The organism is Burkholderia orbicola (genome assembly GCF_900100915.1).
In the GTDB taxonomy this organism is placed as follows: domain Bacteria; phylum Pseudomonadota; class Gammaproteobacteria; order Burkholderiales; family Burkholderiaceae; genus Burkholderia; species Burkholderia orbicola.
Window position 1 is genome coordinate 773,453 of the sequence record NZ_FNKW01000002.1, and the last position, 12,066, is coordinate 785,518.

The following is a 12,066-nucleotide window of genomic DNA, read 5'->3' on the forward strand; positions in this document are numbered from 1 at the left end:
GTTTACATATTCGATACCAATCCGTAGAATTGCGGCCGCAAACGCGAATCATACGCATTTACATTGACGCTTTCCGATGTATCTGGCGCGCCCCGCCGGCATCGAGAAAACGCGCCCGATCACCGAACCTTCCGCTGCTTCCCGATATGTCTGCCCAGTTCAAGACGAGGCCTCGCACCCTCGTATCGGCACTGACCTGCTCCGTGTTCCTGACGCCGCTGCTCGCCGCCGCCGAAACCGCTCCCGCCTCCGTTTCTGCCGCCGATCGGCCGGCTCCGGCCGCCGACGTGCCGGCGACGCTGCCGACGATCGCCGTGCAGTCGTCCGCGCTGTCGGACATGCAGGTGAAACGCTCGCCGTCGTACAAGTTCACCGCGCCGCTGCTCGATACGCCGCGCTCGGTCACGGTGATCCCCGAGCAACTGATCAAGGAAAAGAACGTCACGTCGTTCGCGGACGCGCTGCGCTCGGTACCGGGCATCACGTTCCTCGGCGGCGATGCGGCCGCGAACCCGTCGGCCGACCGTCCGGTGATCCGCGGCTTCGAATCGCGCAACTCGATCTTCGTCGACGGCATGCGCGACTCCGGCCTGCAGAACCGCGAGACGTTCGCGGTCGAGCAGATCAGCGTGATCAAGGGCCCCGATTCGGTCTACGCGGGCCGCGGCTCGGTGGGCGGCAGCATCGACATCGTCACGAAGACGCCGCAGAACGACAACTTCATCAACAGCAGCATCGGCTTCGGCACCGACGGCTACAAGCGCGCGACCGTCGACGCGAACCGCAAGATCAACGACACGACGGCCGTCCGCCTGAACGTGATGGGCCACGACGCGAACCAGGCCGGCCGCAACGACGTATACAACAAGCGCTGGGGCGTCGCGCCGTCGATCGTGTTCGGGCTGAACACGCCGACCACGGTCACGGTCAGCTACTACCACATGAACGCGTACGACATGCCGGACTTCAGCGTGCCGTTCCGCGCGTCGGGCGGCACGCCGGTGCCGACCGATCGCGGGCAGTTCTTCGGGCTGAACACACGCGACTACCGCTACGGGCAGACCGACACCGGCGAAATTCGCGTCGAGCACAAGATCAACGACGCGTGGAAGCTGAAGAACACGACGATGTTCGGCCGCTCGACGCTCGATTACGTGGCGACGAATCCGCAGATCCTCGCGGCGAACCCGGCCATGCTCGGGCTGCAGGCGAAGAGCGGCAAGTACGCGCTCAACGGCTTCTCGAACCAGACGGAAGTGACCGGCAGCGCGAGCCTGTTCGGGATGAAGCACACGATGACGGCCGGCGTCGAGTTCAGCCACGAGCAGGCACGTTACGAGGGCTATCTCGTGTCGGATTCGGCCGGCAACAACATCCGCTCGAACAGCCCGTGCGCGGTGGCCGGCAACTGCACGCCGCTCGCCGGCGGCTGGAACCCGAACCGGCCGTGGACCGGCAGCATCGTGCTGAACGGCGACAAGGGCTTCCCCGGCCCGACGACGAACACGCGCACCGATACGGTTTCCGCGTACCTCTTCGACACGGTGAAGCTGTCCGAGCGCTGGCAATTCAACACGGGGCTGCGCTTCGACCGCTACGACACGACCGGCAAGCAGGCCGGCGTCGCCGATCTCTCGAACACGTCGAACCTGTTCAGCTACCAGTTCGGTCTCGTGTTCAAGCCGGTGACCAACGTGAGCCTGTATGCGTCGTACGGCACGTCGTCGAATCCGCCGGGGTCGAACGGCGGCCTCGGCGGCGGCACCGACCAGATCACCGCGACCAACCAGGACCTCGCGCCCGAGCGCGCGCGCAACATCGAGATCGGCGCGAAGTGGGACGTGCTGCAGGATCAGCTGTCGCTGACGTCGGCGCTGTTCCAGACCGAAAAGACCAACGCGCGCGTCAGCGACGGCCTCGGTCACACGGTCAACGCGGGCAAGCAGCGCGTGCGCGGTTTCGAGTTCGGTTTCGCGGGCAACCTGACGCAGAAGTGGCACGTGTTCGGCGGCTATTCGTACCTGAACGCGATCACGACCGACGCGGGCCCCGGCAGCCCGGGCGCGTCTGGCCTGCCGATGGTGATGGTGCCGAAGCACAACTTCACGCTGTGGACCAGCTACGACGTGATGCCGAAGCTCACGCTCGGCGCGGGCGCGACGGTGATGAGCCAGACCTACGCGTCGGTATCGGCGACGACGAAGAAGTGGACGCCCGGCTATGCGCGCTTCGACGCGGCCGCGACGTGGCGCGTGAACAAGACGATGGACGTTCAACTGAACGTGCAGAACCTGTTCGACAAGCAGTATTACGCGAGCGCGTACCCGATCTACGCGACGTGGGCGCCGGGCCGTTCGGCGATGGTCACGCTCAACTTCTATCAGTAAGCGACGGTAACGGCAGCGGGCACGCGCGACCGATCGCGCACGCCCCGCTTCCCCGCCGAAGCGCCTACGCTTCGATCGCGAGCAACGCGAACGTCGCGAGCCAGTGCTCGCCCATGTAATCGCCGGCCACGTGCGCGAGCGCGCTCGCGAGATGCCGGTCGGCCGCATCGAGCAGCTTCGCGCGCCGCGCATCGCCTTCCGGCAGCGCGCCGGCCAGCGAACGCTGGCACCACGCGCGGCTCAGGTTCAGCCCGTCGAGGTGCGCGATCTTGCCGTCACTGCGGTCGCTGACCGTCGCCGGCTCGAACAGCGTCGCCGGCTCGCCGCGCGCGAGATCGGGCAGGAAGCGCGCGAACCAGCCGTCGAATTCGGCGGCCGGCAGCACGCGCCGCATCAGTTCGGCTTCCATCAGCGCGGGCGACAGGAATTCGTCGCCCGACGGCTCCCACGCCTGGCACGCGACGTCGTTCAGGTGCCAGCGCTTCGCGGTATCGACGATCAACGCCGCGAGCCCGTCGCGCTGTGTATCGCGAGTGAAATCGAGCGTGAGCGCCAGCGCGAACGCGGTGTTGAAATGCGTGCCGACGCGCAGCGGATAGGTGGCCTTCGGCAGGAACGTCTCGAAGCGCGACACGAACAGGTCGGCCAGCGGCGCCAGCGTCTTCGCCCAGCGCGCGGCCTGCGGCAGCGCGCCCTTCAGCGCGAGCCGCTCGAGCTGCGCGGCGAGCGCGAGCAGCCACGCCCAGCCGTACGGCCGCTCGAAGCCGGCGTTGTGCGGCAGCGCGAGATACGCGCGCTCGCCGGCGACGTTCGCGTCGGTGAAATGCGCATCGACGGTCGCGACGATGCGCTCGGCTTCCGGCAGTGCCGGGTAGCGTTCGAGCACGCGCAGCACGAGCCAGTAGCCGTGCACGCACGAATGCCAGTCGTAGCTGCCGTAGAAGATCGGGTGCAATGCACGCGGGCCCTGCACGTCGTGCGGACCTTCGAGCGCATGCGTGAGCTTGTTCGGATATTCGCGGGTCAGGTGCGCGAGCGCGAGCGACGCGAATTTCGACGCGAGTTCGGAGGTGAGTCGGTCGGTCATGAGGATCTCGTCCATCGGATCAGAAGCGGAATACGAACGCGTACATCAGCAGCGTGTTCACGGCCAGCAGCAGCACGGCGGTTGGCCACTGCGCCTTGATCACGCCGTTCTTGTCCTTCAGTTCGAGCAGCGCGGCGGGCACGATGTTGAAGTTCGCGGCCATCGGCGTCATCAGCGTACCGCAGAAGCCGCTCAGCATCCCGATCGCGCCCATGATCGCCGGATTGCCGTGGAACTGGTGGACGATCAGCGGCAGGCCGATGCCGGCCGTCATCACCGGGAACGCGGCGAAGCCGTTGCCCATGATCATCGTGAACAGCGCCATGCCGACCGTATAGGCCGCGACCACCGCGAACGGCGAATCGATCGGCACCCAGTCCTTCACGAGCCCCGACACCACGCCGCCGACGCCCGCGACCGCGAACAGCGCGCCGAGCGCCGCGAGCATCTGCGGCAGGATCGCGGCCCAGCCGACCGCATCCATCGTATGGCGCGCCTCCTTCAGCGCATGCACGGGCGAATCGCGCAGCATCGCGAGCGCGACGACGAACGCGACGATCGTGCCGAGCACGAGCGAGATCAGCGTCACGCTCTTCGGCTCGACGAACGGCACGAGCTTCAGCGCGAACGTGCCGATCAGCGTGACGAGCGGAATCAGCAGCGCGGGCAGGAACAGCCGGTTGCCGAAGCGCTGCGCGAGCGTCTCGCGCCGCCCGGCCGCCGCTTCGCCGGCCTCGTCGGACCGGCCGCGGCCGAGCTTGCCGGAGCCGGCGATCACCGCGAGCGCGATCGCGAGGCACCCCGTCACGAAATGCGGCAGCAGCGCGCCGAACAGGAACGTGACCGCGTAGATGGCCCAGAACGCGAAATTGACGACGCGCCGCGGGTTCGTGCGATCCGTCAGGTTGAAGTACGCGAACGCGGCGAACATCAGCCCCGCGAGCGTGTACAGCGATTCGAGGCCGATCATCGCGCGCCCTCCTGCCTGACCAGGCCGAAGCCGCGCGCGAGCCGGCGGTCGAGCAGCGCGAGGCGCGTGCAGTGGATCAGCAGCGCGGCGATCGCGGTCGGGATCGCCCACACCGACAGGTGCAGCGGCTCGATGGCGATGCCGTTCTGTTCGAGAAAGCCCTTGATCAGCAGGATCGACTGGATCGCGATGAAGATGTCCTCGCCGAAGAACACGGCGACGTTGTCGGCGCCCGACGCATGCGCGCGGATCTGCTGGCGCACCGCCTCGGGCAGCTCGCCGTGCCGGCCGACCGCGGCGGCCTCGGCCATCGGCGCGATCAGCGGCCGCACCATCTGCGCGTGGCCGCCGAGCGACGTGAGGCCGAGCGCGGCGGTCGCCTGGCGCAGCACGAAATACAGCATCAGCACGCGGCCCGTGGTGGCCGCCTGCACCCGCGAGATCATCCGCTTCGCCTGCTCCTTGAGCCCGTTGCGCTCGAGCAGCGCGATCACCGGCAGCGTGAGCCAGATCAGCCCCATGTAGCGGTTCTCGGTGAACGCCTTGCCGAACGCGCTGACGATGTCGACGAGATTCAGCCCGCCCGCCAGCCCCGTCGCGAGCCCCGCGATCGTGACCACCAGCAGCGCGTTGAAGCGCAGCGCGAAGCCGATCACGACGATCGGCACCCCAATCAGCACCAGCATTTCCCCTCCTTGTGTCTGGACGCGCGGCACGTCGGCCACGCGCTGCCGGCCCGGTTTGCATCGGGCTCGGACGGCGCAATCTAACACGAGACTTTATCGATAAAAAGTCGACAATTTGCCGGTTCGGGTAAACGTTGAAGCCGATGGACACCGTGCCCGCGCCATGTGTCGGCCGCGTTTCATCGGATGAATCGGGCCGCCCGGCGCGCGTGGCGCAGCTCCGGGACGCCGACTACACTGAAGAGCATCGGCAACGTACGGGAGAGCCGCCATGATTGACGTATTCCAGACCATCGGCAGCCGCGCGTTCTCCGCTCATCTGGCGAAGGACGGGATGGTGACGCTGATGGAGCAACGCCATGAAGTCGACCGCGTGACGCTCGCGACCGCCTATGCCGCGCTCGTCGAGGAAGCCGAGCAGGAAGCCGACCTGCGCGACGCGACGGTCGAAGGGATGATGCGCGCGCTGATCCAGGGCTACGCGCGCAGCCATTGACGGCGTGGCGGCACGGCCGCCGCGCGGCCCGATGCGCGGTACGGCCCGCTACGCGGCCGGCATGCCCGCGCCCATGCCGAACCACCGGCCCTCGCGCAGTTGCCGGTAATCGGCCTGCGTGAAGATGCTCAGCAAGTTCGCCACCGCGCCGTTGCTGGCGCGATCGCGTTCCGTCATGAAGGCTTCGACTTCGTCGCGGCCGGCGAACAGGATGGTGCGGAAATAACGCTCGCGCTGCGCGTCGGAGAGGTTCGTCGCGCTCAGCTGGTACGGATGGTGAAGCGCCGCGAACAGGAAGTAGTAGCGCTCGGCATCGTCGCGCAGCACGCGCACCGCATCGGGTTCGACCGGAAAATCGCGGTCGAACGACGCGTGCCCGCTCTCGATGTGGATCCGGTACAGCAAACGGCCGTCCTGCTCGATCACGATCGGCGCATACGGGTCGCGGCTGACGAGGACGGTATCGGGTGCGCTCATCCGGTTCTCTCCTTGCGTTTTTGTCGATGCCGGCACGGTAACATGCGGACTTTTGCGGCCTGTCGGACAGGATCGACCGCCCCGCTTGCCGGCAATGCGGGATCGCCATAGAGGAAACGTACTGAAACCGCACAATGCGCATATTTTTCGATTGCCGCCGCCCGCGCCGCATGACAGCATTCGGGCGTCGCCAACCGAAAAGAATGCCGCGCCGTCCGGCCGCCGATGCCGCCCGGCCGCGCCGAACAGGCAGCGCCCTTCCATGAACCCGGCCCACCTCCAACACTACGAACCGACCGGAGAATTCCGCTTGTGAACATCGGCATCGTCAACGACCTCCCGCTTGCCGTCGAGGCGATGCGCCGCGCGATCGCGCGACGGCCCGAGCACCGCGTGCTGTGGGTCGCGACCGACGGCCCGCAGGCCGTCGAACTGTGCGCCGCCCAGCCGCCCGACATCGTGCTGATGGATCTGATCATGCCGAAATTCGACGGGATCGAGGCGACGCGTCGGATCATGCGCTCCGAACGACCGTGCGCGATCCTGATCGTGACGAGCTGCATCGGCGCGAACGCGTGGCGCGTGTTCGAGGCGATGGGCGCCGGTGCGCTCGACGCGGTCGACACGCCGCGGCTCGGCGACGGCGCGGCCGGCGACACGACGAAACTGCTGCTCGCGAAGATCGACCAGATCGGCCGCCTGCTCGACGCGCCGGGCAGCTCGCGCCTCGCCGGCGCGGCCGCGCGCGGCGGCGCCGGCCCGCTGATCGCGATCGGCGCATCGGCCGGCGGCCCCGGCGCGCTCGCGTCGATCCTCGGCAACCTGCCGGCCGATTTCAATGCGCCGATCGTGATCGTGCAGCACGTCGATCGTGCGTTCGCGGAAGGCATGGCGCAATGGCTCGACGGCCAGACCCGGCTCGCCGTGCGCGTCGCGCGCGAAGGCGACCGCCCGCAGCCGGGCGTCGCACTGCTCGCCGCGACCGACGATCACCTGCGCATCACGCGCGCCGGCACGCTCGAATACACACGGGAGCCGGCCGCCACGCCGTATCGCCCGTCGGTCGACGTATTCTTCAACAGCCTGACCGAGCACTGGCCGGGCCGCGTGATCGGCGTGCTGCTCACGGGGATGGGCCGCGACGGCGCGATCGGCCTGAAGGCGCTGCGGATGAAGGGCTACCATACGATCGCGCAGGATGAGGCGACCAGCGCCGTGTACGGGATGCCGAAGGCGGCCGCGACGCTCGGCGCGGCGCGGGCGATCCTGCCGCTCGGGCGCATCGCGGGCGAACTGGCGGCGCTGGCGCGGATCTGAACCCCGACGATGACCACGCGCAACACCCATGCCTGCCCCTGCAACGACCGCGACCACCGCCACAACCCGCATCGACCATGACGATTGACCTGACTCGACCGCCGGGCGGCCCGACCGCGTCGCCCGCCGACGCGCCGGCGATGGTGTTGCTGGTCGACGACCAGACGATCGTCGCGGAAGCCGTGCGGCGCGCGCTCGTCGACGAGGAAGGCATCGACTTCCACTACTGCCCGCGTTCGGACGACGCGATGGCCACCGCGGTCGAGACGCGCCCGACCGTGATCCTGCAGGACCTCGTGATGCCGGGCACCGACGGGCTGAGCCTCGTGAAGGCGTACCGCGCGAATCCGGCGACGCGCGACGTGCCGATCATCGTGCTGTCGACGCAGGAAGAACCGGTGATCAAGAGCGCCGCGTTCGCGTCGGGCGCGAACGACTACCTGGTCAAGCTGCCCGATCGCATCGAACTCGTCGCGCGCATCCGCTACCACTCGCGCTCGTACCTGAACCTGCTGCAGCGCGACGAAGCCTATCGCGCGCTACGGCAGTCGCAACAGCAACTGCTCGAGGCCAATCTCGAACTGCGGCGCCTCACGCACTCCGACGGCCTGACGGGGCTCTCGAACCGGCGCTATCTCGACGAATACCTGGCCGCCGAGTGGCGACGCGGCGCGCGCGAGCGCAGCGAGCTGTCGCTGCTGATGATCGACGTCGACAACTTCAAGCTCTACAACGACACGTACGGACACGTGTCGGGCGACAGCGTGCTCAAGCAGATCGCGTCGACAATCGAGCGCTGCCTCGGGCAATCGGGCGATTTCGCCGCGCGCTTCGGCGGCGAGGAATTCGCGGTCGTGATGCCGGCCTCGTCGCCGGGCGCCGCGCGGCTGCTCGGCGAGAAGATCCGGCTCGCGGTCGAGGCGCTGCGACTGCGGCACGCGCATTCGTCGACGGGCAACCACACCGTGACGATCAGCATCGGCGGCGCGAGCATCGTGCCCGCCCCCGGCCTGCCGACGACCGTCCTGATCGAGGCGGCCGACCGCGCGCTCTATCGCGCGAAGCACGAAGGCAAGAACCGGGTCGAGATCGATCCGCCGTCGCCGCCGCCTGGCGCCGGCGGGTTCGGCGCGCACTAGCGGAACGCCGCCGAGCGCGCTTTCATGCGGCGCCGAGCCGGCGCGCGTAATCGCCCGCGTCCAGCGGCCGGCTGAACAGATAGCCCTGCTGCATGTCGCAGCCGATCTGCTGCAGAAACCACGACTGCGCCTGCGTCTCGACGCCTTCGGCCGTGACCTTCATCCCGAGCGAATGCGCCATCGCGACGACCGCCTGCGTAATCGCGACCGAGTCGTGATGATCGGGCACGCCCGACACGAACGAGCGATCGACCTTCAGGTTGTGCAGCGGAAAGCGCTTCAGGTACGCGAGCGACGAATAGCCGGTGCCGAAATCGTCGACCGAGATACGCACGTTCATGTCCGTGAGCGCTTCGAGCATCGGCAGCACGGTGTCTGTGTCGTTCATCAGCACGCCTTCGGTGATCTCCAGTTCGAGCGCCGATGGGTCGAGCCGCGTCTGCGCGAGACAGCGGCCGACCGATTCGACGAGCCCCTCGTGAAACTGCCGCGGCGACAGGTTGACGGCCAGCATCAGATCCGGCGCGATCGTGCGGCGCCACTCGGCCGCCTGCCGGCACGCGGTTTCGAGCACCCACTGGCCGATCGCGACGATCAGCCCGGTATCTTCCGCGACCGGAATGAATTCCGCCGGCGACATCGGCCCGAGCTCGGGGCTCGTCCAGCGCAGCAGCGCCTCGGCGCCGACCGTGCGGCCGCTGCGCGCATCGACGACGGGTTGATACGCGAGCCGCAGCATGTCCGACGCGAGCGCGCGCCGCAGCGACTGCTCGATCGCGAAGCGGCGCTGCAGCCGCAGGTTGAGCTGCGCGGTGAAGAACGTGAAGTGGTTGCGGCCGCGCTGCTTCGCGTCGTACATCGCCGAATCGGCGTTGCGCATCAGCGTCACGGCATCGTCGCCGTCGCGCGGCGCGACGCTGATGCCGATCGATACGCCGAGCCAGTACTCGTTGTTCGCGATCGCGAACGGCTTCGCGATCGCCTCGATCACCTCGCGTGCAAGCACCGACAGACGATCGGGATCGTCGCAATCGTCGACGAGGATCACGAACTCGTCGCCACCGACGCGCGTGAGCGCGTAGCGGCCCTCCCCGCAGGCCGCGAGCCGCGCGGCGACGCTGCGCAGCAACGCGTCGCCGGCGTCGTGGCCGGCCGTGTCGTTGACCTTCTTGAAGCCGACCAGATCGATGAACAGGATCGCGACGCGCGCGGGCCCGGCCGCCGCATCGCGCACGCAGAACAGCTCGCGCATGCGGTCACCGAGCCAGCGGCGGTTGTAGAGGCCCGTCAGCGCGTCGCGGGTCGCCATGTAGCGCAACTGCTGCTGCGCTTCGCGCACGGGGCCGATGTCGTTGAACGACACGAGCACCGAGTCGGCCTGCGTCTCGCCCGGCCTCACGATCGGCACCGCGTTGCCGCGCACCCAGATGATGTCGCCGTCCGCGAGCCCGAAGCCGACCGTATAGTCGAGCATCGGCGTGGCGGTCTCGAGCGCGCGCCGGCTCGGCCAGTCGTGCGGGTCGATCGGCGTGCCGTCCTCGCGCAGCTTGCGCAGGATCACCGTTGACAGCCGGCGGCCGACGAGTTCGCCCTTCACGCGCATCATCCGGTTCGCGCTCGGATTGCTCGCGATCACGACGCCTTCGCGCGATATGACGAGGATGCCCTCGCTCAGGCTGTTGACGACGAGCCGGTGATGTTCCTCGCTGCGCGCGAGTTGTCGCGCGATCCGGTCCTGGTGCACCGCGAGGCCGACGCTGTTGCCGATATCGCGCAACAGCGCGGTTTCCTCGTCGCTCGGCCGGCACGGCCGGTGGTGATAGACGGCGAACGCGCCGAGCACGGCGCCCGCATCGTCGAGGAACGGCACCGACCAGCACGCGCGCAAGCCCAGCGGCAACGCGATGGCGCGGTAGTCAGCCCACAGTGGATCGGTTTCGATGTCTTCGACGGCGACCATCCGGCGCTCGTACATCGCCGTGCCGCACGAGCCGGCCGCGGGCCCGATCGTCGCGCCGTCGATCGCCGCGCTGTACTGCGCGGGCAACGACGGCGCCGCGCCGACGCGCACGTGCACGCCGTCCGTATCGAGCAGCAGGATCGTGCAGGACGCGCCGTCGCCGAGCAAAGCCTCGGCACGCCGGCAAACCTCGACCAACAGTTCCGGTAGCGGCGTGTTGCGCGTGATCAGCCTCAGTACGCTCTGCTCGGACGCGAGTACTTCCGCGGCGAGCCCGAGGCTGTAGCGAGAACTTTGCGGTTCGGTATTCAATATGAATCCTGCCGTCTGTCCGACCGGGTCTGATGCGCCCGATTCGTTATCGATATTTCGTGCCTTTTCGTACCCTGTCCGCCCCGGGTTTACGCCGATACCCGGTGCGCCCCGTTTTCGCGCGCCGAGCCAGGGCGCGCCGAAATGTATTTAACACCAATCCGTGACGATCGGCGTATCCGCCTGCATCAGGGGATACGCTCGGTTGCCGGGCGGCTCGCCGGCGGCGACCGGCGCGCCGCCAGGTTGCTGCGCCGCACGAAAAGGCGGGCGCGCCGCCCCGTCAATCCTTCCGGATGTGCTCGGCCAGGAAGTCGATCAGGAGGCGCACGCGCGGCAGCAACCCGCGCCGCGACGGAAACACCGCGTGCACCACGCCGCCCTTCGGCGCCCAGCCGGGCAGCACGTCGACCAGCGTGCCGTCGCGCAGGTCGTCCTCGACGACCATGCACGGCAGTTGCACGATACCGACGCCGTGAATCGCCGCATCGCGCAGCGCGTGCATGTCGTCGGTCACGAAGCGCGGGTGATGGCGCAACTGCGCATGCTCGCCGTTCGGCCCGACCAGTTGCCACACGTGATGCCGCGCCGGCCCCCAGTCGAGGCTCGGCACGCCGATCAGTTCGGCCGGGTCCGACGGCGCGGTGCGCCCGTCCAGCCACTGCGGCGCGGCCACTAGCCGCTGCGGGCTGTCGGCGAGCACGCGCATCACGAGGTCGCTGTCCTCCAGCGGCGGGAAGCGCACACGCAGCGCCAGGTCGAACCCTTCGCTCAGCAGGTCGACGCGGCGATTCGTCGCCTCGAGGTGCACGTGCACCTGCGGATGAATCGCCATGAAACGGGCGACGAGTTCGCTCACGCGAAATTCCAGCAAGGCGGTCGGGCAACTCACGCGCACGATGCCGCGCGGCTCCGCGTGCCGGCGCTCGATCACCTCGCGCGCCGCGTCGGCTTCGACCAGCACGGCGAGACAGCGCTCGTAGAATTCGCGCCCGGTTTCGGTGACCGTGAAATGGCGCGTCGTGCGCTGCAGCAGCCGCACGTCGTACCGCGCTTCCAGCGCCGCGATGCGCCGGCTCAGCGTCGATTTCGGCACGTCCAGCGCGCGCCCGGCCTGCGTGAATCCGCCGTGTTCGACCACCTTCACGAAATAGTAGAGGTCGTTCAGGTCATCCATGATTGTTCCATTCATAGAACACTGACGGCATTTTAAGGGACTGGAACGGCGGTTGTTG

10 protein-coding genes are annotated in these 12,066 nt (G+C 68.2%); 4 read left to right on the forward strand and 6 right to left on the reverse strand.

All coding sequences use genetic code 11. The features are described from left to right. The first annotated feature begins 146 nt into the window (after positions 1-146). Entirely contained in the window at positions 147-2,387 is a 2,241-nt protein-coding gene (locus BLS50_RS20330; RefSeq protein WP_074803751.1) for a TonB-dependent receptor, read from the forward strand. A gap of 64 nt (positions 2,388-2,451) precedes the next feature. On the opposite strand, the gene BLS50_RS20335 is transcribed toward BLS50_RS20330, so the two are convergent. The 3 genes from BLS50_RS20335 to BLS50_RS20345 are packed head-to-tail and all read right to left on the reverse strand — an operon-like array spanning position 2,452 to position 5,130. Then, complete coding sequence (locus BLS50_RS20335; RefSeq protein ID WP_074806550.1) at positions 2,452-3,474, reverse strand: DUF2891 domain-containing protein; 1,023 nt, start codon at positions 3,472-3,474, stop codon at positions 2,452-2,454. 19 nt (positions 3,475-3,493) lie between these two features. Next, positions 3,494-4,444, reverse strand: coding sequence for a DUF979 domain-containing protein (locus BLS50_RS20340; RefSeq protein ID WP_011548003.1), 951 nt, complete (start codon positions 4,442-4,444; stop codon positions 3,494-3,496). Beyond that, positions 4,441-5,130, reverse strand: a complete 690-nt coding sequence (locus tag BLS50_RS20345; protein ID WP_011548004.1) for a DUF969 domain-containing protein — start codon at positions 5,128-5,130, stop codon at positions 4,441-4,443. Before BLS50_RS20345 ends, BLS50_RS20340 begins: the two co-directional genes overlap by 4 nt. 271 nt (positions 5,131-5,401) lie before the next feature. Here BLS50_RS20345 and BLS50_RS20350 point away from each other — a divergent pair, with 271 nt between their 5' ends. Then, positions 5,402-5,626: a hypothetical protein gene (locus BLS50_RS20350; RefSeq protein ID WP_011548005.1), complete on the forward strand. Its 225-nt coding sequence runs from the start codon at positions 5,402-5,404 to the stop codon at positions 5,624-5,626. A gap of 48 nt (positions 5,627-5,674) precedes the next feature. Here the strand turns inward: BLS50_RS20350 and BLS50_RS20355 are convergent, their stop codons facing one another. Next, entirely contained in the window at positions 5,675-6,103 is a 429-nt protein-coding gene (locus BLS50_RS20355; RefSeq protein ID WP_053524309.1) for a hypothetical protein, read from the reverse strand. 312 nt (positions 6,104-6,415) lie between these two features. Here BLS50_RS20355 and cheB point away from each other — a divergent pair, with 312 nt between their 5' ends. Both cheB and BLS50_RS20365 read left to right on the forward strand, forming a co-directional pair. After that, the gene (gene cheB, locus BLS50_RS20360) at positions 6,416-7,420 is read left to right on the forward strand and encodes a chemotaxis response regulator protein-glutamate methylesterase (RefSeq protein WP_011694698.1); all 1,005 of its coding nucleotides are present in this window, start codon (positions 6,416-6,418) and stop codon (positions 7,418-7,420) included. 77 nt (positions 7,421-7,497) lie between these two features. Then, positions 7,498-8,559, forward strand: a complete 1,062-nt coding sequence (locus BLS50_RS20365) for a diguanylate cyclase (RefSeq protein ID WP_053524310.1) — start codon at positions 7,498-7,500, stop codon at positions 8,557-8,559. 22 nt (positions 8,560-8,581) lie between these two features. Here the strand turns inward: BLS50_RS20365 and BLS50_RS20370 are convergent, their stop codons facing one another. Both BLS50_RS20370 and BLS50_RS20375 read right to left on the reverse strand, forming a co-directional pair. After that, on the reverse strand, positions 8,582-10,831 hold the full coding sequence (locus BLS50_RS20370) for a putative bifunctional diguanylate cyclase/phosphodiesterase (RefSeq protein ID WP_074803753.1): 2,250 nt from the start codon (positions 10,829-10,831) through the stop codon (positions 8,582-8,584). 283 nt (positions 10,832-11,114) lie between these two features. Further along, positions 11,115-12,008, reverse strand: a complete 894-nt coding sequence (locus BLS50_RS20375) for a LysR substrate-binding domain-containing protein (protein WP_027808942.1) — start codon at positions 12,006-12,008, stop codon at positions 11,115-11,117. Between the last annotated feature and the right edge of the window lie 58 nt (positions 12,009-12,066).